At 64.1% G+C, this 23,651-nt stretch carries 19 protein-coding genes; 9 read left to right on the forward strand and 10 right to left on the reverse strand.

From position 1 onward, the window contains the following. Together xylF and xylA are read right to left on the reverse strand one after the other, a co-directional pair. Positions 1 to 986: D-xylose ABC transporter substrate-binding protein (gene xylF, locus ACYPXD_RS25125; protein WP_459717425.1), on the reverse strand; the 986-nt coding region annotated here is incomplete at its 3' end. Between the two features lie 228 nt (positions 987 to 1,214). Beyond that, a complete protein-coding gene (gene xylA / locus ACYPXD_RS25130; protein ID WP_459717428.1) occupies positions 1,215 to 2,540 on the reverse strand; it encodes a xylose isomerase in 1,326 nt (441 codons plus the stop codon). A 336-nt stretch (positions 2,541 to 2,876) separates the two neighbouring features. On the opposite strand from xylA, the gene ACYPXD_RS25135 reads away from it, so the two are divergent. The 3 genes from ACYPXD_RS25135 to ACYPXD_RS25145 all read left to right on the forward strand — a co-directional run bounded on the left by ACYPXD_RS25135 (position 2,877) and on the right by ACYPXD_RS25145 (position 6,370). Next, the gene (locus tag ACYPXD_RS25135; protein ID WP_459717430.1) at positions 2,877 to 4,085 is read left to right on the forward strand and encodes a XylR family transcriptional regulator; all 1,209 of its coding nucleotides are present in this window, start codon (positions 2,877 to 2,879) and stop codon (positions 4,083 to 4,085) included. Positions 4,086 to 4,122: 37 nt separating this feature from the next. Beyond that, on the forward strand, positions 4,123 to 5,232 hold the full coding sequence (locus tag ACYPXD_RS25140) for an aldose epimerase family protein (RefSeq protein WP_459717433.1): 1,110 nt from the start codon (positions 4,123 to 4,125) through the stop codon (positions 5,230 to 5,232). Between the two features lie 403 nt (positions 5,233 to 5,635). Beyond that, on the forward strand, positions 5,636 to 6,370 hold the full coding sequence (locus tag ACYPXD_RS25145; protein WP_459717436.1) for a PepSY-associated TM helix domain-containing protein: 735 nt from the start codon (positions 5,636 to 5,638) through the stop codon (positions 6,368 to 6,370). 47 nt (positions 6,371 to 6,417) lie between these two features. On the opposite strand, the gene ACYPXD_RS25150 is transcribed toward ACYPXD_RS25145, so the two are convergent. Further along, a complete protein-coding gene (locus ACYPXD_RS25150; protein WP_459717439.1) occupies positions 6,418 to 7,197 on the reverse strand; it encodes an SDR family NAD(P)-dependent oxidoreductase in 780 nt (259 codons plus the stop codon). 462 nt (positions 7,198 to 7,659) lie between these two features. Between ACYPXD_RS25150 and ACYPXD_RS25155 the strand changes: the two genes are divergently transcribed. Next, positions 7,660 to 8,307 carry a TetR/AcrR family transcriptional regulator gene (locus ACYPXD_RS25155; RefSeq protein ID WP_459717441.1) on the forward strand — a complete coding sequence of 216 codons (648 nt, stop codon included), beginning with the start codon at positions 7,660 to 7,662 and terminating at the stop codon, positions 8,305 to 8,307. Here ACYPXD_RS25155 and ACYPXD_RS25160 read toward each other — a convergent pair. Beyond that, positions 8,273 to 9,787: an HD domain-containing phosphohydrolase gene (locus ACYPXD_RS25160; protein ID WP_459717444.1), complete on the reverse strand. Its 1,515-nt coding sequence runs from the start codon at positions 9,785 to 9,787 to the stop codon at positions 8,273 to 8,275. The two genes, ACYPXD_RS25155 and ACYPXD_RS25160, sit on opposite strands and share 35 nt — an antisense overlap. A gap of 320 nt (positions 9,788 to 10,107) precedes the next feature. Here ACYPXD_RS25160 and ACYPXD_RS25165 point away from each other — a divergent pair, with 320 nt between their 5' ends. Further along, entirely contained in the window at positions 10,108 to 10,437 is a 330-nt protein-coding gene (locus tag ACYPXD_RS25165; protein ID WP_459717447.1) for a hypothetical protein, read from the forward strand. Between the two features lie 106 nt (positions 10,438 to 10,543). Here ACYPXD_RS25165 and ACYPXD_RS25170 read toward each other — a convergent pair whose 3' ends face one another. The 3 genes from ACYPXD_RS25170 to ACYPXD_RS25180 all read right to left on the reverse strand — a co-directional run bounded on the left by ACYPXD_RS25170 (position 10,544) and on the right by ACYPXD_RS25180 (position 15,051). Further along, positions 10,544 to 11,818, reverse strand: coding sequence for an ABC transporter substrate-binding protein (locus ACYPXD_RS25170; RefSeq protein WP_459717450.1), 1,275 nt, complete (start codon positions 11,816 to 11,818; stop codon positions 10,544 to 10,546). A 78-nt stretch (positions 11,819 to 11,896) separates the two neighbouring features. Next, positions 11,897 to 13,867: a beta-galactosidase gene (locus ACYPXD_RS25175; protein WP_459717452.1), complete on the reverse strand. Its 1,971-nt coding sequence runs from the start codon at positions 13,865 to 13,867 to the stop codon at positions 11,897 to 11,899. An 11-nt stretch (positions 13,868 to 13,878) separates the two neighbouring features. Continuing rightward, a complete protein-coding gene (locus ACYPXD_RS25180; protein WP_459717455.1) occupies positions 13,879 to 15,051 on the reverse strand; it encodes an ABC transporter ATP-binding protein in 1,173 nt (390 codons plus the stop codon). Positions 15,052 to 15,263: 212 nt separating this feature from the next. Between ACYPXD_RS25180 and ACYPXD_RS25185 the strand changes: the two genes are divergently transcribed. After that, positions 15,264 to 16,367, forward strand: a complete 1,104-nt coding sequence (locus ACYPXD_RS25185) for a LacI family DNA-binding transcriptional regulator (RefSeq protein WP_459717458.1) — start codon at positions 15,264 to 15,266, stop codon at positions 16,365 to 16,367. Positions 16,368 to 16,385: 18 nt separating this feature from the next. Here the strand turns inward: ACYPXD_RS25185 and ACYPXD_RS25190 are convergent, their stop codons facing one another. Continuing rightward, positions 16,386 to 17,984: a histidine kinase famiy protein gene (locus ACYPXD_RS25190; RefSeq protein WP_459717461.1), complete on the reverse strand. Its 1,599-nt coding sequence runs from the start codon at positions 17,982 to 17,984 to the stop codon at positions 16,386 to 16,388. A gap of 464 nt (positions 17,985 to 18,448) precedes the next feature. Here ACYPXD_RS25190 and ACYPXD_RS25195 point away from each other — a divergent pair, with 464 nt between their 5' ends. From ACYPXD_RS25195 to ACYPXD_RS25205, 3 genes are all read left to right on the forward strand, one after another. Beyond that, positions 18,449 to 19,447 carry an aldo/keto reductase gene (locus tag ACYPXD_RS25195; RefSeq protein WP_459717463.1) on the forward strand — a complete coding sequence of 333 codons (999 nt, stop codon included), beginning with the start codon at positions 18,449 to 18,451 and terminating at the stop codon, positions 19,445 to 19,447. 285 nt (positions 19,448 to 19,732) lie between these two features. After that, entirely contained in the window at positions 19,733 to 19,999 is a 267-nt protein-coding gene (locus tag ACYPXD_RS25200; protein WP_459717466.1) for a hypothetical protein, read from the forward strand. Next, complete coding sequence (locus ACYPXD_RS25205; RefSeq protein WP_459717469.1) at positions 19,996 to 20,421, forward strand: hypothetical protein; 426 nt, start codon at positions 19,996 to 19,998, stop codon at positions 20,419 to 20,421. The genes ACYPXD_RS25200 and ACYPXD_RS25205 overlap by 4 nt, the downstream gene beginning before the upstream one ends. 388 nt (positions 20,422 to 20,809) lie before the next feature. Here the strand turns inward: ACYPXD_RS25205 and ACYPXD_RS25210 are convergent, their stop codons facing one another. Next, positions 20,810 to 21,553 (reverse strand): ROK family protein, encoded by a 744-nt coding sequence (locus tag ACYPXD_RS25210; RefSeq protein WP_459718500.1) that lies wholly within the window; start codon positions 21,551 to 21,553, stop codon positions 20,810 to 20,812. Between the two features lie 374 nt (positions 21,554 to 21,927). Continuing rightward, positions 21,928 to 23,547: a glucose-6-phosphate dehydrogenase gene (gene zwf / locus ACYPXD_RS25215; protein WP_459717473.1), complete on the reverse strand. Its 1,620-nt coding sequence runs from the start codon at positions 23,545 to 23,547 to the stop codon at positions 21,928 to 21,930. Between the last annotated feature and the right edge of the window lie 104 nt (positions 23,548 to 23,651).

A 23,651-nucleotide genomic window follows, 5' to 3' on the forward strand; every position in this document is an offset into this window, starting at 1 on the left:
ATCACGACGTCGGCATTGCTCTTCGTGAGCAGCGTCGGCTGCAGCAGCACCGTGTCGACCTGCTTCTTGCCGTTGTCGTACTTCGCATTGAACGCCGGCTTGTTGCCCTTCGCGAGATCGACCGACAACTGCGCCGCCTGGCTTGCGATCAGCTTGAGCGGCTTGTAGACGGTCATCGTCTGCGTGCCGGCAATCACCCGCTTCACGGCCGCGAGGTCCGCGTCCTGGCCCGACACTGGCACCTTGCCCGCGAGATGTTGCGCGGCCAGCGCCTGGATCGCGCCGCCCGCGGTGCCGTCGTTCGAGGCGACGATCGCGTCGATCTTGTTGTTGTTCGCGGTCAGCGCGTCTTCGGTGATGCGCAGCGCCGTTGCAGCGCTCCATTCGGGCACCCACTGCTGGCCGACCACCTTGATGTCGCCGCGGTCGATGGCGGGCTTCAGCACCTTCAACTGCCCTTCGCGCAGCATCTTCGCGTTGTTGTCGGTCGGCGCGCCGCCGAGCAGGAAGTAGTTGCCCTTCGGCTGCGCGTTGAACACGCCTTGCGCCTGCAGTTCGCCGACCTTCTCGTTGTCGAACGAGATATAGCCGTCGACGTCGGCATCGAGAATCAGGCGGTCGTAGGACACGACCTTGATGCCGGCCTTGTGCGCTTCGGCGATCACATTGCCGAGCGTCTTCGAGTTGAACGGTACGATCACGATCACGTCGACGCCGCGCGAGATCAGATTTTCGATCTGCGAAATCTGGCGCGATTCGCTGGCGTCGGCCGATTGCACCGACACCTTCGCGCCAAGTTTCGTTGCGGCCTCAACGAAATAATCGCGATCGCGCGACCAGCGCTCGACGCGCAGATCGTCGATACAGAAGCCGATTTCGGGTTTGTCCTTGCTTGCATGCGCAAGCGGGGCAATCGATGTCAGGCCGGCAAACATCGCGGCGCAGACGAGCGCATTCAGGACGGTACGACGCACGGCAGATTTCATGTCTCACTCCTTTTTTCTGGTTGGCTACCGGCGCTTTCGAACGTGCGAGAGAGGTGAAGAGGCCGGCGAAATCGTACGGATGCGCCGCGAATTCGTGTTCGCGGTCGTCGATTGTGTTGATACTGGGTTTGTCCGCCCGACAGCGTGGGCTGTGCGGGCTCGCCGGGCAATGACGAAATTGCCCGGCCGGCTCGACGTTTTTTACCGATGCCCGGCGCTCACCTCGTGCTACTTCGCGGGGCTGTAAAGCGCTTGCGTCACGATGTTCTCGAGGTGCTCCTGGCGGCCGCTCACATGCCGCGGCGCGAGGCCGCGTGCGATCGCGTCTTTCGCCAGCGCTTCGAGCGTGAAATCGCCCGACAGGATCTTGCGGCCGAATTCGCTGTCCCAGGCCGCGTAGCGCTGTTCCTTGAACGCAGCGAGCTGGTCGTTCTCGACGAGGCGCGCCGCGCGTTCGAGCGCAATCGCGAGTGCGTCGATCGCGCCGATATGGCCGTAAAACAGATCGTCGGGATCGATGCTCTGACGGCGCACCTTCGCGTCGAAGTTCATGCCGCCCGTCGTGAAGCCGCCGTTGCGCAGAATCTCGTACAACGCGAGCGTCAGTTCTTCGACGCTGTTCGGGAACTGGTCGGTATCCCAGCCGTTCTGCGGGTCGCCGCGATTCGCATCGATGCTGCCGAACACGCCGAGCGCAAACGCATTGGCAATCTCGTGATGGAACGAATGGCCCGCGAGCGTCGCGTGGTTCGCTTCGATATTCACGCGAATTTCGTCCTGCAAGCCGAATTGCGTGAGGAAGCCATGCACGGTCGCGACGTCGTAGTCGTATTGATGCTTGGTCGGTTCCTGCGGCTTCGGTTCGATCAGCAGCGTGCCTTTGAAGCCCTTCTTGTGCTTGTGCTCGACCACCATGCTCATAAAGCGGCCAAGCTGCTCGCGCTCGCGCTTGAGGTCGGTGTTGAGCAGCGTTTCATAGCCTTCGCGGCCGCCCCACAGCACGTAGTTCGAGCCGCCGAGGCGCTGCGTTGCTTCGAGCGCCTCGAACACCTGCGTCGCGGCAAAGGCGAACACGTCCGGGTTCGGATTGGTCGCCGCGCCGGCTGCATAGCGCGGATGCGAGAACAGGTTCGCCGTGCCCCACAGCAGCTTCACGCCGGTTTCTTCCTGCTTGCGCGCAAGGTAGTCCGCAATCGACCTGAAGTTGCTCACGTACTGCTGGATGCTGTCGCCTTCGGGCGCGACGTCGTTATCGTGGAACGTGTAGAACGGCGCGTTGAGCTTCGAGAACAGCTCGAATGCGGAATCGGCCTTCAGACGCGCGCGCTCCATCGGCTCGCCCGCGCCGTGCCACGGACGCTCGAAGGTGCCCGGCCCGAACATGTCGGTGCCCGCCCAGCCGAACGTATGCCAGTAGCAGACAGCGAGGCGCAAATGATCTTCCATGCGCTTGCCGAGCACGAGCTTGTCGCGGTCGTAGTAGCGATACGCAAACGGACTGGTCGCCTGCGGGCCTTCATAGCGCACGGCCGGCAGGTGTTCGAAATAGGACATGCGCGTCTCCTTGATTGATATCGTGCGTGCGCGTTGCGCAACCAGGGCGCATGACACGCACCGCACGTTTGCATGAGTGACGCCATGCTGCCAGCTTGCGCTTCGAACCGGCAATTGCGAAATCCGCCAGCGCGACTAGCGATTCTTGCCGCCCGTTAAAATCGTATGGCGGCAGCGAACTCGCACCGCCTAGAATAAGCAGAATGCTTAATACCAACAGCGTGCGAAGCCGCTTGCCCACATGGTGAATCACGTTTGCCCTTAAGGGTTTTGCCGATCAGGGTTTCGCCGCATACGGAGACGATGGCCGCGCACGCGCGCCGTTCAACTGAAACGATGACACGCCAGCAATCCGCTCAACGTACGCATCGAATCGCGTTGCTCTTCAACGCGAACAAGGTCTACGACCGCGAAATCATCACCGGCATCGGCAAGTATCTGCTGTCGACGCGCGTCGCATGGGACCTGTTTCTCGAAGAAGACTTTCGCGCGCGATTGAATGGCATCGAGCACTTCGAGGGCGACGGCATCATTGCCGACTTCGACGATCCCGCCGTTTGCGAAGCGCTTTCCGATTGTCCGCTGCCCGTGGTCGCGGTCGGATCATCGTACGAAGAGGCATCGCGGTATCCGGAGAATCTGCCGTATATCGCCACCGACAATCGCAAGCTCGTCTCGCTGGCGTACACGCATCTGATCGGCGCGGGATTGCAGCGCTTCGCGCTATACAGCCTGCCCGAAGCGCCGACCAACCGCTGGGCGCAGGAACGCGAACTCGCGTTCAATACGCTGCTCGAGGCCGACGGCCTCACCGGCGACGTGCATCGCGGGCTGCCGACCAGCGCGCCCGTATGGAACCAGGCCAGCGAACAACTGGCCGCGTGGCTGCAAGGCCTGCCGAAGCCCGTCGGCATTATCGCGGTGACCGATGCGCGCGCGCGTCAGCTGTTGCAGGTGTGCCTGATCTCCGGCATTGCGGTGCCCGAGGAAGTCGCGATCATCGGTATCGACAACGACCCTTTGACGCGCTCGCTCACGCGCATTCCGTTGTCGTCGGTCATTCAGGGGACCGAGGAAATGGGCCGCACGGCCGCGCACCTGCTGCATCAGATGCTGGGCGGCGCGCGGTTTGCCGGGCGGCGCATTCTCGTGCCGCCGGTCGGCATCAACGTGCTCGAATCGACCCGGCATCAACCGGTGTCGAGCCCGTATGTGATGCGCGCACGCCATTACATCCGGCAGTACGGCTGCCAGGGCATCAAGACCGAGCAGGTCGCCGACTATGTCGGCGTTTCGCGTTCGTCGCTCGAAGAACACTTCCGCCGCGAACTCGGCTGCACCGTGCATCAGGAAATTCTCAACCACAAGCTCGAGGTCGCGAAACGGTTGCTCGCGCAACCGGATATTTCGAGCACCGAAGTCGCGATTCGCTGCGGCTTCACGTCGTTGCAGTACATGTACGCCGTGTTTCGCCGCGAGCTGGGCTGTACCCCGCGCGAGTACCATGAGCGTCTGCAGTCCACGCAGGCATCGCAACCCGGCTGAGCATTCAGCCGACCTCAGGACTTCGATTTTTTTATCCATGAACCTTGCAGACTCGCGCAGCGCCGATCGCGCTCCTCACACGCACGTGACCGTCGAACGCTGGGGCGCGCTGCCCGGCGGCGATGCGGTCCGTCTCTTCACGCTGCGCAACGCGCATGGCATGCGCGTGGTGATCAGCGACCTTGGCGCGACGCTCGTGTCGTGGCACGCGGCCGACCGCGCGGGCCGCATCGCCGATGTCGTGCTCGGGCACGATACGCCGGCCGAATATCTCGCAAGCACGTCGTACTTCGGCGGCACGATCGGCCGTTGGGCGAACCGCATCGCGCACGCGCGCTTCGCGCTCGATGGCGTCACATATCAGCTCGATCGCAATCAGGGCGACAACCTGCTGCACGGCGGCGCGACCGGTTTTCATCGCGCGGTGTGGAATGCGCGTGAAGCGGACGGCACGCTGGTTTTCACGCACGAATCGCCGGAGGGCGATGCGGGCTTTCCGGGCACGCTCGAAGCCACCGTGCGCTACGCGCTCGACGACAGCGGCGCGCTGACAATCGACTACGACGCCGTCACCGACGCACCGACGCCGGTCAACCTGACGAATCACGCGTATTTCAATCTGTCGGGCGGATCGGCCGATATTCGCGGCCATATGATCGAAATCGACGCGGACGAATTCTGGGAAGTCGACGACACGCTGATTCCGATTGCGCGTGCCAGCGTGACCGGCAACGCCTTCGACTTTCGCACCAGCGCGCCGATCGGGGCGCGCCTCGACTGGCCGCATGCGCAACTCGTGCGCGGCAGGGGCTTCGACCATTGCTATCTGCTGCGCGGCACGCCGGGTTCCCCGGATGGGTCCAACGCGCCCGGCGCGGTGCGCCGCGTGGCGGTGCTATACGACCCGGCCAGCGGCCACGAACTGACCGTCGAAACCGACGCGAACGGCTTGCAGTTCTATTCGGGCAATTATCTGGACGGTGTCGTCGGACGCGGCGGCGAGGCGCTGCGCAAGCACGCGGCGCTGTGCCTCGAAACCGGCGGCTATCCGAATCAGATCAACATGGACGATTGCGCTGCGCAAACCGTATTGCGGCCTGGTGAACGGTATCGGCACACCGCCATCTACCGGCTCGGTGTTCGATAGACGAGATCGAATAGCCACATTCAGCCGTAACCGTCAGAAACATTTCGGAACGGTTCGGTTAGCTTGCGATTATTGCGACATTCCCGTTGGCGTGAAATGATAGCGGTTCTCATTTGAACGCCAGCCAGCCCCCTGCTTCGCGGCCATTTTCGTACGATGTACGCCCGCGTAGGCCAGACGGCCAGCCAGCCCGGACTGCCGGCCACGACTTCGGCGCACCGCTTTGGTGCGTTGCTCTGTGCGTCGATTCGTGCATCGTACCGACGGCGTCCCCACCCATTTGCAGGTCGTACAGCAAGCGAGCGAGCGTGCCCGCCGACGGCAAACGCCCGCGGCCGCCGCGGCGCGCCCTTGCGCATCACGACCCGTCACGACGAAACACCATTCGATTTGCGGAGCCATCTTGAACACCACCGACACCCTCGATTCGGGCGCCGCCGATTTCACGCCGCTCGCACCGCATGCCTCGGCGGCCGATGCCGCGGCGTCCGGCGCTTCGGGTGCTTACGCCCAGCAAAAGCGTCCGCGACGCATCACCTTCATCCGCTGGCTGCGCAAGATCCACGGCTGGATCGGCCTGTGGGGCGCCGCGCTTGGGCTGCTGTTCGGCACCACCGGCTTCTTTCTGAACCACCGTGCGGGTCCGCTGCGCATTTCGACAGGCGCGCCGCAGGTCTCCGAACTGCAAGTGCCGCTGCCGCAGCCGGCGCCCGGGTCGCCGCGTGAACTGGCCGGCTGGCTCAAAAGCGAACTGAAGCTCGCCGGCAAGCCCGGCCGCGTGCAGAAGGAACCGGCGCATGCGGTCGCGTGGGGCGAGCGCAGCGCGATCCAGCCCGAGCACTGGCAACTGACGTTCGCCTCGCCGCAGCAGATGACGTCCGCCGACTACTGGGTCGGCAGCGGCTACGTCACTGTGAAACGCACGGACAACACATTCCTCGCGACGCTGACGAACCTGCATAAGGGCGTCGGTTTGAGCGTGGGCTGGGTGCTGCTGATCGATACGCTCGCGGGCAGCATCATCCTGCTTTCGCTGACGGGCGTGCTGCTGTGGACCCAGTTGAATACGCGGCGCACGGTCGGCGCGGTGCTGGTGATCGGGTCGATCGTGGCCGCGGTCTGTGTGGGGCTGGCGTAGCTCGCGCCTTAGCGCCGCTCAGCGCCCTCATTGCCATCCAGCGCGGTTCAGTGCGGCGCGCGGAAAGCCGGCGCGCCGCTCGGCGCCCCCGTCAGCCCGCCATCGACGACGATTTCCGTCGCCGTAATGCCCACCGCATCGTCGGACGCGAGAAACAACACCGCGCGCGCCGTTTCTTCAGGGTCGGCCAGACGCCCGATCGGAATACGCGGCGCGATCGCTTTTTCCGTATCGTCGAGCGTCCGGCCGCTATTCGCGTCGCGCGTCCAGATCGGCGTGCGCGTCGCCCCCGGAATCACCGTATTCACGCGAATCCCGCGCGGCGCCAGCTCCGACGCAAAGACCTTCGCCATCCCTGTCACACCCGCCTTCGACGCCGAGTAGGCAGCCGAGCCCGCGATGCCTTCGCTGCGCATCACCGAGCCGTTGAGCACGATCGCGCCGCCTTCGTGCATCAGCGGCAGTGCGGCCTGCACGGTCAGAAACACCGAGGTCAGATTGGTGCGCGTGATCGCCTCGAAAGCCGCGGCGGTCGTGGCGCCGAGCGGCGTCGCACCGCCCACGCCCGCATTCGCGAACACCACATCGAGCGAACCGAATTCGTCCTTCACCTTCTTGACGACACGCTCGAGCGCGTCCGCGTCGTTCAGGTCGGCATCGATGCCGATCGCGTTCGGGCCGAGTTCGGTCAGCGCCTGATCGAGCTTCTTCGGGTCGCGGCCGGTGATCGCGACGCGCGCGCCCTGCTCGACCAGCATCTTCGCCGTGGCAAAACCGATGCCGCTATTGCCGCCCGTCACGAGCGCCGTCTTGTTCTGGAAACGCATGATGTTCTCCTTGGGAACCGTTTATCTGTACCAAACCGGTTGACCTGGCAACTATTCATTGCAACTGCAACCATAAATTAATGATACTGATCGCAATGATTAAGATCAAACGACCTGGGCAGAACACTGTGTTCGTCTGGCGAAGACAAAAGGTCAGTGAAAGGGATGCGACATCTGACGGCTGCGGCGCGGGATCCGCCTGCGAGGATCGATAGCACCGGTCACGATGCGGCTACCTTCGCCGGGTTATACGTGGCCGCCATCGGTGTCGTTCCGGACGAAAGAATCGACAGTAAATTGACGATCACCTCGCTGCGCTACCCCACGCCGGAGCAAGGAATTGTTGAGTTTCGTGGGGGAACATAAGCTTTATAATTGCATATGCAATTATAAATTCGCATGTCGTCACGAGACCGGGCTGGCCAACGCGGCCGCCGGATCAAGGCAGGTTGGGAGTTCGCCATGAAAGTCAGCAAGGAGCAGGCGGCGCAGAACCGCGCCAAGCTCATCGAGACCGCCGCGCGTCTGATGCGCGAGCGCGGCATCGACGGCGTCGGCGTCGCCGAAATCGGCAAGGCCGCCGGCCTCACGCACGGGGCGCTCTACGCGCATTTCCCGTCGAAGGACGCGCTTGCCGCCGAGGCGCTCGCCTTCAGCCTCGAACTCGGGCACCGGCGCCTGACCGCGCCGCGCGACGGGCGCCTGCCTGAACTCGGCGAACTGCTCGACGGTTATCTGTCGGAGGAAAAGCGCGACGACGTCGCGGAAGGCTGCGCGATGGCCGCCTCGGTGAGCGAGATCGGGCGGCAGGACGCGTCGGTCAGCGACCGCTTTGCGGAAGGCTTCGAACAGATGGTCAGCGTGTTCGCGTCCAAGCTCGGCGCAGGGCACGCCGACGCGAGACGGCGTGAGCGCGCGCTGACGATGGCCGTCGCCATGATCGGCGCGATTTCCGCTTCGCGCGCGGTGATCAAGGCGCGGCCGGAACTCGCCGACGAAATTCTTCATGCGGTCCGGCATTCGATCGACACGATCGCGGCGCAGCCGCGCGGGACGCAGCCGGCCGCAAACGAGCCTACAACAGCCCCAGCGCCGACGCCTTCAGCGTAGCGGCCGCCCGCGTCGAACACTCGAGCTTGCGAAACACGCTTTCGACGTGCGTGCGCACGGTGCTCGGGCTCAGATCGAGTTCGCGCGCCACTTCCTTGTTACTCGCACCGCGGCTGATCGAACGCAGCACATCGGTCTCGCGCGCGGACAGGCGCGCCGCTGAAGAGGCCGGCCGGCGCTGCCCCGCGCTTGCCGCCGCGGCGCGCGGCGCGTCCGGTCCGCACACACAGGCAAGCAGCGTTTCGACCACCTCGGGATCGAAGCGCCCGCGCGCCGCGTCCTCGCGCAGCAGCGTCGCCGCTTCGTCGATACCGAACGCGGCGCGCCACGGCCGCGCCGCGCGCAGCGCCACCCATGCCACCGACGCCGCGAGCACCCGCGCTTCGAGCGGCAGCGCCTCGCGCGCGACGCCGCGAAAGTAACCGGTGCCGTCGTCGCGCTCGTACGCATATGACGCGAGCTCGGCCGCGTCGGCGAGCGTCCCGGTCTGCCGTCCCGCGCGCGCGGTCCAGTACGGCACGAGACGCACGCGCTCCCACGCGGACGCCGGCAGCCGCCCCGGCGTATCCCACAGCGCATTCGGCACCGCCGCGCGGCCGATGCCATGCAACAGGCCCGCGCGATAGACGCGCTGCCGAACCAGCGGATCCGCGCTCAGTTGCGCGCAGCATTGCGCCGCCGTCTGCGCGACTGCGCGCGAGTAGCCGGTCATCCATGGCAGCTTCAGATCGATGACGTCGGCGATCAGCTCGGCGGGCGTCGCACCGGACATGGGCGGCGTCGCGAGCGCCTCGTCGACTTGCGCGGGCGCGAGCGCATCGAGCGTGGCGAGCCATTGCGCGCCATGCGCATCGCCCAGTGCCGCCAACGCGGCCGGATAGCGTACGTCCGCGCGCTGCGCGATCAGTTGCAGCGCCTGTTCGACGCCATAGACGCGCGCGAAAACCTCGAGGTCGCCGGCCAGTGCGATGAGGTACACGGCAACCGGCACCGCGTCGCCCGCGAGCTTGTCGGGCAGGCCGCCGCCATCCCACGCTTCGAAGATATGCCGCAACGCCGCTTGCGTGCTGTCCGCGAGGCCGAGCATGCGCGCGACTTCGCCGGACACTTCGCAATGAATCTGCGCGAGCGGCGTCAGCGCGGCGCTCACGCCGCCTTGTGCGGCAAACGGTTGCGCCCAGTCAGGCCGGTTTTCGAGCATCGCGACGCGGCCGCCGACGTCATCGCCGAGCACGTCGGCAAAACCCGATGCGTTCGCGGTACAGCCGGACCAGCGCAATAGCGACGCTTCGATGACCGCGCAGCACGTGGCGTCGCCGGCGCCGGCCGCGCGCGCGAATTGCGCGGCGAGCCACGCGGTACGCAGCGAGTGATCGGTGGGCTGGCCCATGCTGAGGTCACCGATAAAAGCGAGCGCCTTGACCGCGTCGAAGACGCGCAGCGTGGCGCCCGGGTCCGGCGTCGTTGACGATGCGTTCATGAATCGGCCGTCGAATGGAAATAGAGGTCGGTTGACGATGTTGCGCACTATACCGGCATCGCGGCCGCGAGCAAGGCACGGTAAAAAAGTCCGCTGTTGCAATAAAAAGCGGCGAAGCGCGGTAATACACGGCAAGGCTCGCGGCAAGACACACGGCAACGCGGCGCCACAGAACGCGAAAGCCCCTGCAAACGCCCGACAAAGTTCAAAACTACGTTGCGCGCATTGCACTCCTTGTCGCGATAGCCAATAGTAGAACGACGTGCGCGCCGTGTATTCGATGTCGTGCGCACCGGTTTTCATCTGATGAGGAGCTGATCGTGCACAAGTTCACTGCTACGCTGCATCTTGCCGCCGCGCTTGCTTTCGCCAGCGCTGCCGGCTTCGCGAACGCGCAAGGTTTGTCTGTCTACGACGATGTCCATGCGCCGCAAAACAGCACGAAGCTGATGCCGAACGCACCGCTTGGCAGCGAGTATCCGACGCACGGCAACCGCCAGGCCGGTGAGCTCGATCTGAACCCTACCGACCCGCGCGCGCAGCTCGTCAACGGCTTGCCGAACAACGCGGAAGCGGGCGGCTATGGCGCACCGCTCGCGGGTTGGCACAACAACGTGACGCCGCCGCCTGCCGGGCAAAAGATGGAATAAGGGTGCAATAAGCGGGCGAAAAAAAGCCCGCTTGCGCGGGCAACCTTCGCGGTGGAGAAACCGGTAAAACGGCTCGCGAGGCGAGCCTATCGACGATAAAACCGCGTCATTTCCTGTAGATCCGCTTACGCGCCTGCTCGAGCTGGGCAAGTATCGCGTCGAGCCTGGTCGGATCGGAAACGAACTGCTGCATGCCCTTCATCCCTTCGTCGGCCATTTCCTTCGTCATATCGCGATCGTAGAACTGCGCGATACCGCCCTTCGTGTTCGCGAGAATCTGGAAGCCGATCTTCGAGATCGGATCCTCGGGCTCCGGCGACTTGCTGTTCGCCGACAGCGACCCGAGCCCCTGCGCGAGCTGCGCGCCGATCTCCGGCGTCTCGACGAAAGCGAGGAACGTATGCGCATCGGCCTTGTTCTTCGCGCGCGACGGAATATGCAGCGACTCGACCGGACCGTCTTCGGCGGTCGGCACATTCGCATCGATAATCGGGAACTGGAAGTAGCCCATCTGCGGCTTCACGTTCGCCGGGAAGCCGCCGGTGATAAACGTGCCCATCAGCATCATCGCGGCCTTGCCCTGGAACAGGAACGGCTGCGCGGCGTCGAGATCGTACGAGAGCGAGTTATCGATAAAGTCGTGGTCGTCGAGCAGTTGCTTCCACGTCGTGTAGACCTTCTTCACGCGCGGGTCCGTGTACGGTACGTCGCCGGCCATCAGCTTCTGATGGAACGCATTGCCGTTGATACGCAGATCGAGGTAATCGAACCAGCCGGCAAGCGTCCATGCATCGCGGCCGCCCACTGCGAACGGCGTGATGCCCGCCGCCTTCAGCTTGCGGCACGCATCGAGCAGCTGGTCCCAGGTTTTCGGCTCGCTCGCAATGCCCGCCTTCTGGAACAGGTCCTTGCGATAGAACATCCCCCACGAGTAATAGACGGTGGGCGCGGCATACTGCTTGCCTTCGACGGTCGACGCTTCCTTCGTCGACGCGTACATGCCGTCCCAGCCGTTCTTCTTCCAGTCGCCGCTCAGGTCTTCAAGCAGGCCGCGCCGCGCGTAGTACGCCATGCGCTCGCCGTTGTGCCAGTTCACGACGTCCGGTGCGACCGTCGTCAGCCAGCCCGGCAGTTGCACCTTGTAGGCTTCCTCATCGATAAACGACGCCTTCACGTCGACGTTCGGATGCGCCTTCCTGAACTCGTCGAGAATCTGCTGCCAGACGGCTCGCTGGCTCGCACCCTTGAACGCGATATTGATTGTCATCGTGTCGGCATTCGCGGCAGCCGGGAAAGACAACACGCCCGACGTCGCCGCGGCAGCGAGCGCAAGCGCAACGGCAATGCGCGTGCCGCGAGCCTTCAGTGCTGTTACGGTCATTCCTGTCTCCTTGGTTTTACTTTCTGTGGCACTGCTGTTTGATCGTTTACCGCGTGACCACTGCGCGATGAGTGCGCTTTAACGTGTCCGGTATGCCGCCACGCCTTGCGGTTCGACTTCGCGTGCGCCGATCACGAAGTCGGCGGCATCGATGTCGTCGATCTCGTGCGCGCGTTCGCCGTAGTTGAACACATAGGTCAGTGCGCCGCGGCGGCTGATGCGCAAGCTATCTCCGAGAGCACGCGGCGTGAGCCCCGCTTCGCCTGCAATGCGCGCGAACAGCTGCTCCGTGAGCCGCTCGTCGAAAATACTCGCGAAATAATGCGCGGCGCCACGGCGTACGTAAGCAGGATGCCCGTCGGTAAAGCGCGCGCAAATTTCGAGCGCCGTGTCGTTGCCCGTGTCGATCAGATCGCGCCAATGGCGTGCGTCGCCCGCGGTTTTCGCGTCGACGCTCACGCGCTCGCCCGCATTCGGCCGCAACGATTCGACGCGCCACACGCGCATCGGCAGCAGCGACGCAAGCGGCCCCGGCGGCAAGTGCGCGGGAATCCGCAAGTCGCGCGTCTTCGACCCGCTGCGCGGACCGAACACGACATGCGCGCCGCTCGCTTCGACGCGCGCGGCGAAGTCGTCGGGCACCATGGGCAGCGGCGGCACCACGACCAGCGCATAGCCATCGAGCGGCGCGGTCGCCGGAATCACGTCGACGTCGAAACCGAGCGCGCGCAACGCCGAGTAATACTCGAACGCAAAGCGCGGATAGCTGAAGTCGGCGCCCTGCGGATGAATCTCGAACAGCCACTTCGCTTCGTAGTCGTAGACGAGCGCGACCTTCGTGCGCACCGCGGCGTCGGCATCGGCATGCGCCGCCGCGACGGCGCGAATCTCCTGCGCGACGCGTGCCGCTTCGTGCCCGCCGATATCGAGCTGGTTATCGGGCGTGTTGAGCCCCGCATGCATCTGTTCCTGAGCAAACGGCGCCTGCCGCCATCTGAAGTACGACACGCAGCCCGCGCCGTGCGCGAACGCTTCCCAGCTCCACAGCCGCACCATGCCCGGCAGCGGCGCCGGGTTCCACGGCGCCCAGTTGACCGGCCCCGGCTGCTGCTCCATCACCCAGAACGGCAGCTTCGACATGCCGCGATAGACGTCGTGATTGAACGACGCGAAATCCGGATGGCTCGTGCGCAGCCATTTCGCCTTCAGTTCCGGCGCGAACCATTGCTGTTCGAGCGCGCCGAGCGGATAGCTGTCCCACGTCGCGACATCGAGATCGGCCGCGACCTTGTAGTGATCGAACTCGGTAAAGAGCTGCATGAAGTTGTGCGCGACAGGCCGGCCCGGCGAATGCGCACGGATGATATCGACCTGCATGCGGTTGTAGCGCGCGACTTCGTCCGAGGCGAAACGCCGGTAGTCGAGCCGATGCGAGGGATGCGCTTCGGTGACGGTGCCGACCGGCGCATCGATTTCGTCGAAGCTGCGGTACTCCATGCTCCAGAACACCGTGCCCCATGCGCGGTTCAGTGCGTCGACGGTCTGGTAGCGCGCCTTGAGCCACTCGCGAAAACGCGCCACGGCCGCGGGCGAATAACTGACCACCGTATTGTGGCAACCGTATTCGTTGTCGGTCTGCCAGTATGCGACCGCCGGATGCTTGCCGTAACGCTCGGCGACCGCGGTGCAAATGGTTCGTGATGCTTCGAAAAACGACGGCGACGAAAAATCGTAGTGACGGCGCGAGCCGAATGCACGCGGCCGTCCGTCGGCATCGACCGGCAGGATATCCGGATGGCGGTCGATCAGCCACTTCGGCGGAGTCGCGGTCGGCGTGCACATCACCACCTTGAGGCCCGCGTTGCCGAGCACATCGACCGCGCGGTCGAGCCATGCCCAGTCGTATTCGCCGGGCGCCGGTTCCATCCGGCTCCACGCGAACTCGGCGATCCGCACCTGCTCGATGCCGAGCGCTTTCATCCGGCGGGCATCGTCTTCCCACATCGACTCGGGCCAATGTTCGGGGTAGTAGCACACTCCGAGGCGCATCGCTTCGTTCCTTATGCGTTGAGGGCAACTGCGGCGCCGCGTGCGGGCACGGCAAAGCCGTCTTCGGTGAACAGATGGCAGGCAGCCGGATTCGCGCGAAACGTCACGCGCTCGCCGATCAAAACCTGCACGCCGCCCGGGACTTTCGCGATCAGCGTGTCGCCGCCGGGTTGATCGAGATGCACATAGCTGTGCTCGCCGAGATGCTCGACCAGCTGGACGCCGCGTGTGAGCGTCGAGTCGGCGTCGCTCGTGCCGCTCGCACCATCGGCGCCCGCGGCGATCAGTTCGAGATGCTCGGGGCGCACGCCGAACGTGACCGGTTGCGCATTCTGCAAGCCGCTGCCCTCGGCTTCGACGCGCATGCGCTCGCCCGTCTGCGCGAGCGTGACGGTCACGCCTTGCGCATCGACGGCGGCAACCGTCGCCGGCAGAAAGTTCATGCGCGGCGAGCCGATAAAGCCGGCCACGAAGCGGCTCGCCGGCCGGTGATAGAGCGCGAGCGGCGCGCCGATCTGCGCAATGCTGCCGTGGCGTTCAGTATCTTTGCCTGCATGCAGCAGGACGATGCGATCGGCCAGCGTCATCGCTTCGGTCTGATCGTGCGTGACGTAGACGACGCTCGCTTTCGCGAACTGCCGGTGCAGCTTCGCGATTTCGATGCGCGTCTGGCCGCGCAAGGTCGCATCGAGATTCGACAGCGGCTCGTCGAACAGAAACACGCCGGGCTCGCGCACGATCGCGCGGCCGATCGCCACACGCTGCCGCTGGCCGCCGGACAATGCGCGCGGCCGCCGTTCGAGCAAGGCTTCGAGTTGCAGAATGCGTGCGGCTTCGCGCACCTTGCGATCGACCTCGCTCTTCGGCACTTTCGCGAGCTTGAGCCCGAACGCCATATTCTCGTAGACGCTCATATGCGGAAACAGCGCGTAGCTCTGGAACACCATCGCGACGCCGCGCTCGGCCGCCGGAATAGCGTTCACCACGCGCCCGCCGATCGACAGGTCGCCGTCGGTGACGTCTTCGAGGCCGGCGATCATGCGCAGCAGCGTCGACTTGCCGCAACCGGACGGGCCGAGAAACACGCAGAACTCGTTTTCGCCGATCTCCAGATCGACGTTGCGAATCACCGGCGCGCTATCGCCGTACGCTTTCTGTACGCCGCGTAACGAAATGCTCGCCATTCGTCTCCACTCCATGTTTAAATCAGCGGGAGCCGGAGATTAAGCGCTTAATCAGCGGGGCTTCAAAAAACGATCGCAAGCGCGACCGTTCGTGTGAAGCTTCGTCTCCGATCTCATTCTGTTTGTGCGGGAATGGTGCCGCGCGCCGGGCCGCAACGCAAATTCCGAGAAAACATCCCACATACTGGCGGCACAGCTTACATGTCCACTTCATGTCCACTTTGAGCGAAGTCGCGGCCCATGCCGGCGTCACATCGGCGACCGTATCGAACGTGCTGCGCAATCGCGGCCGCGTCGGCGAAGCAACCCGCCAGCGCGTGCTCGAAGCGGTCGCCACGCTCGGCTATCGCCCGCATCTGGCCGCGCGCGCGCTCGCCGAAGGCCGCGCACCGACCATTGCGCTGATGGTGTCGAGCATCGCGAATCCGTTCTATCCGGAATTCGCCCTCGCGGTCGAGCGCGCGGCGCGCGCAAGCGGCCATTTCGTGATCGTCTGCAATACGAACCAGGATCCGCTCGTCGGGCGCAAGTATCTCGAGCAGATTGCCGGCACACTATCCGAAGGCGTGCTCGTGATGAACGCGAATCTCGACTTCGCGGACCTGCACAAGACCGAGGCGCGCGGCACGCCGGTCGTGCTGTGCATGTGGGAACGGCCGCGCGATCCGCCGGGGCTGCCGTGCGTGGCCGTCGATTTCCGGCGCGCGGGCGAGCTTGCCGCGCAGCATCTGCTCGCATTGGGCCATCGGCATATCGTCGCGATTGTCGGCAGCAAGCGCGCGGGCATTCATGCGGCGCGTTACGAAGGCTTCGTCGATGCGTTGCGCGCCGCGGGCGTCAAGCTGCCGCGCACGTGCGTGCGGCATGCGCCCGATACGATCGAAGGCGGCTATGCGGCTGCGCGCGATCTGCTCGCGGCGCATCCGCACGCCACAGCGCTCTTCGCGAGCAACGATCTGCCCGCGCTCGGTTCGATCAATGCCGCATTCGATCTCGGGCGCGATGTGCCGGCGGATTTGTCGGTGGTCGGCATCACCGATATTCAACTCGCGCAGCAGTCGCGGCCGCCTTTGACGACAGTCGCGGTGCCCACCGTCGAAGCCGCGGAACTGGCGGTATCGCTGCTGCGGGAGCGGGTTGAGCGGCACGGTGACGTGCGCAACGAGGTGCGCAACGAGGCGCGCAGCGGCGCACGAAAGCGCGCGAGCGAAGCGCCGCGTGTCTGCGTCACATCGGAGCCGCGGCTGATCGTGCGTGGTTCGACATGCGCGCCGCGCGGCACGCGCGAGGCGGACAAAAAGCAGCGGCGCGGCTGAGCCTGAACGGCCACGGCGTCATACGCCGGTCGGCCCGTTCAGCACGATGCGCACCTTGCGCGCGAGCTCCGCGCGCTGATACGGTTTATGGATGATCGCGAACTCGGAGCCCGCCGAATCCTTGCGTTCGATCGACGCATCCGCATAGCCGGTCGTCAGCAGCACCTTGATGTTCGGCCGCAAACGCTGCGCCTCGCGCGCGAGCATCACGCCGTTCATATTGCCGGGCATGATCAGATCGGTGAACAGCAGGTCGACCTCCACCCCGTCCTGCAGCGCGACAAGCGCTTCCTTCGCATCGAGCACGACGCGCGTGCGGTAGCCGATCTGCTGCAGCATCGCCTGCGCGACCTCGGCCACTTCGACGCGATCGTCGACGATCAGGATCATCTCGTCGCCGGCCTGTTCGATTGCTTTCGGCGCCACCGGCCGTGCCAGCTTCGCATCCTGCGCGGCGGGGAAATAGAGCCGTAGCGTCGTACCGACATCGACCTCCGAATACAGATTCACCGCGCCGCCCGACTGCTTGGCAAAACCGTAGACCATCGAAAGCCCGAGCCCCGTGCCCTTGCCTTCTTCCTTCGTCGTGAAGAACGGATCCATCACGCGATCGACAATTTCAGGCGGAATGCCGCTGCCGTTATCGGAGATCGAGATCGATACGTACTTGCCCGGCCGCAAGTCCGCGAAGCCGATCAATTGCGGCCGCTCGAGATCGAGGCTCTGGGTGCGCACGGTCACCACGCCATTGCGGCGCAGATGCAATGCGTCGCGCGCATTGATGAGCACATTGAGCAGCGCGACTTCGAGTTGCGACGAATCCACACGGCAATTCGCGAGGTTTTCCTCGAACTCGGTGACCAGCGAGATTTCCTCGCCGAGCGTACGCCGTGCAAGCTCGATCATGCCGCCGGCGAGCGCGTTCAGATTCACCGTGCGCCCGACCAGCTTCTGCTTGCGCGCGAAGGCGAGCAGATGCTGCGTCAGCCGCGTCGCTTTCGCGACCGCGCCGCGCATCTTGTCGAGACTGCGCAGCATGCCTTCGCCGTCCATATCGTGCTCGATGCCGAGTTGCAGCATATCGACGTAACCGGACATCACCTGCAGCAGGTTGTTGAAGTCGTGCGCGATGCCGCCCGTCAACTGACCGAGCGCTTCCATTTTCTGCGCCTGATGCAGCGCATCCTCGGCATCGCGCCGGCGGCTCACGTCGAGCTGCGAGCCGAAGAAATAAACGAGCTTGCCGGACTCGTCGAACACCGGCGAGAGAAACAGCGCGTTCCAGAACGTCGTGCCGTCCTTGCGGTAATTCATGACTTCGACCGCGAGCTCGCGCCGCTCGGCTACCGCGCGGCGCACTTCGTCGAGCGCCGCGCGATCGGTCTCGGGGCCTTGCAGGAAACGGCAGTTCTGGCCGAGCACTTCTTCGAGCTCGTAGCCGGTCATGCGCAGAAACGCACGGTTCGCGAAGATGATCGGATTGTCCGTCCGATGCGGATCGGTGACGACCATCGGCATGCGCGTGGTCGACACGGCGGCAAAGAAGATGTCGTCGCGGTGGTCCGAGATTTCGTGTGCACCGCTGTGAATCGTGGTTTGAATACGAGTCGTGTCCATAGCTTCCGGCAGAGCGTTGATGACAGGCCACACGATTCGCGGAGTCGATCACTCACGTGGGCACGCCGCGCTCCACCAGGCAGTCGCAATGTTCGCTGAGGTGCGAAATTCATGCCCACGACATGCGCAGCGCGACCACGACACGCGTCGCGCGGACGCGCGCGCTGCGCGAAACCCCGACCCGCCGCGGGTCGCGTGAGTGTGTTGCAAGGTGTAAGTCGGCACATTGGCCGCCTGTGCAGCGCGTGGATGCGGCTTTTGCAAGGTGGGAACTCTGGCCGTGGCAGCTTTGCAAAATTTTCAACGGGCGCGGCGCAGGGCATGCGCGGCCTCCGACGCGAAGTTGCGATACCCGCTATGCTTCGTGTTTTCGCATCGTGATCGCTGTGCCCCCCTTCCAGTAAGCGTTTCGCACGATGTCGTGCGCCTTTCTTTCCTTACGTCCACATTGCGGAGACACGTCCATGCAATATTGCAAATTCGGCGGCACAGGCCTGACGGTTTCGCGTCTGTGCCTCGGCACCATGACCTTCGGCATTCAGACCGACGAAGCCGCATCGCGCGCCATTCTCGACAAGGCGGCCGATGCGGGCGTCACGTTTATCGACACGGCCGATGCCTATCCGCTCGGGGCGACTGTCGAGCAGACCGGCCGTACCGAGGAAATCGTCGGGCAGTGGCTCAAGGGCAAGCGCGAGCGCTTTATCGTCGCGACCAAGGCGTTCAACAAGGTCGGCCCTTCGGAGTGGGATCAAGGTTCGTCGCGCAAGCACCTGCTCAATGCGATCGACAATTCGCTGCGACGCCTGAACACCGACTACGTCGATCTCTACCAGTTGCATAACGACGACCACGACACGCCGCTCGAAGAAACGCTCGAGGCACTCGATACGATCGTGCGCTCGGGCAAGGCGCGTTATGTCGGCGTGTCGAACTTCCTCGCATACCGGCTCGCGCGCGCGCTCGGCCGCCAGGATGTGCTGCGCGTCGTGCGCTTCGTGTCCGTGCAGCCGCGCTACAACCTGCTGTTCCGTCAGATCGAACGCGAGCTGCTGCCGCTCGCCGCCGAGGAAAAACTCGCGGTGATGCCGTATAACCCGCTCGCGGGCGGCCTTCTGACCGGCAAGCATCGGCACGATGCACAGCCCGCCGAAGGCCGCTTCACGTCGGCAACGGTCGGTAAGGCCGGCACGATGTATCAGGAGCGTTACTGGCACGAGCGCGAGTTCCAGACGATCAACAAGCTGCGCGGCATCGTCGACAGGACCGGCGTGTCGCTGGCCAGGACGTCGCTCGCGTGGGTGCTCGCGAATCCGGTCGTGACGTCGGCGATTATCGGTGCGAGCCGGCCCGAACAGCTCGACGACACGCTCGCGGCAATCGATCTGAAGCTCGACCCGGAATTGAAGGCGCAGCTCGACGATGCGACCGTCGAGTACCGGTGGGGCGACGCGGCGCGATAAGTTTTAACTTCATCAGCAACTGAAAGACAGACCGGGGAGACGTTCACGTCGCTCCTCGGTCAACAGCCGATTGTTTGTAGGACTGGCTCGGAATTTCCTTGTTTGTATATGCCAATTCCCTTGTCCACGTCTTAGCTCCAGCGATTAATCGAGAATAAGTTTAAATATATCGAATGCCTTTAAGGCACCGATGCATATCAAAATAAAAAGAATTACCAGGCAGACATCGAGGTGGGTTACGATTTGGTGGACGCTCATCCACAGCAGGAAAGATCGAACCCAGCCATGGCTCTGTACTTCATCACAGCGCTCTGCAATCCGGACAAGGTCATAGCCGCAGCAAAACAGCTCGTTTCCGCACGTGATTTTCATGAAGTGGCAAGCGACAAGTTCTTTCTGTCCTTTAATGGCACAACGGTCGAATTGGGAGAAAAACTCGGTATTAACGAAGGTCGGACCGGGATGGGCATTTTATTGCGGGTAACGGCATTTCATGGCCGTGCACCGAAGTCGATTTGGGAATTCATAGGGCTGCAGCTGAGTAAAACATGATGCAAACTTCCTGGACACCAAGCGCCGTCGTCGGCGCGCCCGACCTGCCCATTCAGGCTCAGACAGCGGGCAATGAAATCGGAAATGACTTCACTTTCGCCGTGTACGCGCAGCTCGCACAAATCCACCGCGAGCTCGGCGCTTTGTCAACGGCGCAGGTCCAGTTAGACGCGTATGTCAAGGAATCGGAGACCCGCTTCACGCACCTTGCGCGCGAATCCGAGTTGCGTTTGACCAAACTGGGCGAAGAGTCCGAGAAGCGTTTGACAAAGGCCGGCGAAGAGGCGGAAAAGCGCTGGGCGAAGTGGAACGAGGAGTCTGAGAAGCGCTGGGCCAAATCGAGCGAGGAGTCCGAGAAGCGTTTGACGAAACTCAGCCGCGAATCCGAGGAGCGATTCGCGAGACGCGTCGAAAAAAGTTGAGGAGACCGTCGAGAAACTGGAGACGAGCGCGCTGGAGCGGGTAAAGACCACCGACGACAAGCTCTCGTCGCTGAAGGACTTCGTCCACCGGTTGTTCTGGACAGGCACGGGAATCGTCGCAGTGCTCGGCGTTACCTTGGGATGGAAGCCGATCTGGGCGTGGGTATCAACTTACAGTGCGTGAGAAGTGGCGGGGACATCCTTGCCTCCGCCACCCCTGTCAACCCGCTGTCAACTCACTGTCAACGCCCGGGCGACCTGCTGCTCAGCTTCGAGCGGCATCGGCGAGCGCATTGTTGGTTGGCGTGGCTCACCGCTTGGTTGGCTCACCGGGATTGGTTAGCGCATTGACTAGCGCATCGAACAACGCGTCCCCGCTACCCAAACTTCACTTCCGCAAATCCTCGTCCGGAAACTGCCGGGTTTCGCGCACCGAACGCGGATGCCACAGCCGCGCCCCGCCTTCGATGCCCGCCGCGTTCGACACGATCGCCACGTTCGCGGGCAGATCGAACGTGAGGTTCACCGCATTGCCGCCGCCAATCCACAACCGGTCATAGTTCACGAGCCGCTCGAGTACGCCGATGATCTTCTCGACGCGCTTGTTCCACCGCTTGTCGCCCGCCGACTCGCGCGCGTGTCCGCCGATGTACTCGTCATACGTGCGACTCTTGCTGACGGGATGATGCGCGAGTTCGAGATGCGGCATCAGTTCGCCGTCGCGAAAGAGCGCGGTGCCCGCGCCCGTGCCGAGCGTCAGCACGAATTCGAGACCGTGCCCCTCGATCGCCGCGAGACCCTGCATCTCCGCATCGTTGATCATTCGCACCGGCAAGCCGCCGACGCGCTTCGCGAGCATCTCGGCGAGCGGCACGCCATGCCAGCCCTCATCGCCGATATTGGGCGCCGTCAACACGCGGTTCTCACGCACGACGCCTGGAAAGCCGATTGACATTCGCGTCGGACGTTGTTGCTCGAGCAACGGCTTGACGAGCTTCGCAAGCGTGTCGGCCATCTGCTCGGGCGTACACGGGTGCGGCGTGGCGACCCGAACGCGTTCGCTCAGCATCTTGCCGTGGCCGTCGATGACCGCGGCCTTCAACCCCGTGCCGCCGATATCGATCGCGAGAATCCGTTCGCGCGAGTCAAGTCCACGGGCTGAATGGGGTGCCGCTGGGGCAGACTGGCGCGACGCGGCAGCCTTCTTACCCGCGACGGCATCCGACCCGCTGGCCGCCGCAACCTTCTTCGCCGCAACCTTCTTCACGGCAACCGTCCTCACCGCACCTTTCTTCGCGGCAACCACACGGTTCCCGGCCGCCGCGGTCTTCTTCGCCGCAGCCGACTTCACCGCCCCACCGGGCGCACGCTTCGTCGCGACCTTCTTCGCACTCGTCTTCCTGCTTGCCACGGTTTTTTTTCGTGTTGGCATCGTCATCGTCCCTTTTGAAGTTGTTCTCTCTACTCGCCCCATCAGCGACCCATCAGCGACCCATCAGCGACCCATCAGCGTCGCTTCGGTTCATCGTCGAGCGGCCGCCACGCGCGTCCATCGCGCGCGAGCAGCGCATCGGCCTCAACCGGCCCGCTGCCGCCCGCCGGATAGCCATGCACGGGCATCGCACCGCCGGCGGTCGGATGCAGCACCGCGTCCACCGCCGCCCAGCTTCCTTCAATGCTGTCGGCGCGCTGGAACAGCGTCTCGTCGCCGAGCATGCAGTCGTACAGCAGCGTTTCGTAGCCGACGTTCGCCTGCTCCTTGAAGAAATCGTTGTAATCGAAGGTCGAGCGCACATGCCCCATTCTCATCGTCGGCCCGGGCACCTTCACGTTGAAGTCGAAGCGTGTGCCGTGCGTCGGATCGATGCGCAGCGTCAGCACGTTCGGCGTCAGCGAATCGACCGGCGTATCGCGGAACATCAGGAACGGCACGCGCTTGAGCTGCACCGCGATCTCGGTGCGGCGCACGTTGAGCCGCTTGCCCGTGCGCAAATAGAACGGCACACCGCCCCAGCGCCAGTTATCGATATGAACCCGCGCGGCTGCATAGGTTTCGGTCGTGCTGTCGGGCGCGACGTTCGGCTCCTTGCGATAGCCGACACCGGCGGGCCCCTCTTCGTACTGCCCGAATACGACATCCTCGGCACGCAACGGCTGGATCGCTTCGAACACCTCGGCTTTCTTGTCGCGCACCGTTTCCGCGTCGAACGAATTCGGCGGCTCCATCGCGACCATCGCCATCAGCTGGAACAGGTGATTGGGCACCATGTCGCGAAACGCGCCCGTATGCTCGTAGAACGCACCGCGCCCTTCGACGCCGAGCGTTTCGGACGCGGTGATCTGCACGCTGTCGATATACTCGCGCCGCCATACCGGCTCGAACAGCGCATTCGCAAACCGCACCGCGAGAATGCTCTGCACCGTTTCCTTGCCGAGGAAGTGATCGATCCGGTAGATCTGCTCTTCTTTCGCGTAGGTCAGGATGTGTTCGTTCAGATCGCGCGCCGACGCCAGATCGTTGCCGAACGGCTTTTCGATCACGACGCGCCTGAAGCCGCCCGCGCCCTCTTCGTCGAGCAGGCCCGCCTTGCCGAGCTGTTCGACGACCGGTTTGAAGAAGTGCTCGCCGACCGCGAGGTAAAAAATCGCGTTATTACAGCCGCTCTTGCCGATCGCCTGCTTCACGCGCTCGAACGTGTCGGGCGTCGAGAAGTCGCCGGCAATATACTGCAGCCGCTGCGCGAGCCAGTTCCACGACGCTTCGTCGGCCTTGCCCGCGCTCGAGCGCTCGGCCGCGAACTGCTGCAGCGACGCATGCAGATCGTCGCGCCACTGATCGGTGCCGCGCTCGCCGCGATTCACGCCGATCACCTGCATGCCGTCGTCGAGCAGTCCGTCGACGACAAGGTTGTACAACGCGGGCACGAGCAGCCGCTTGGTCAGATCGCCGCCCGCGCCGAAGATCACGAGCGAGCACGGCGGCGCCTTGCATTCGCCCGCGGGTCCGCAAGGACCGTCGCCGCGTGCGAGCGCGGCGGGCGGCGCCACGGGCACTTTCGCAGCGGCCGCGGCCGAGGTTGCCGTGGACGGATTCAGTTCGGCGGTGGCATTCGTATCGGACGGCATGGCATTCCCTCGCAGATGGTGACCCACACATGACTGGCGTTATCCGGATGACCCGCCGCGCGGCCCTACAGTTCCATCGGATCGCGCGGCGGCACGCTTTCGCA

The sequence above is a fragment of the Paraburkholderia sp. 2C genome (assembly GCF_054589215.1).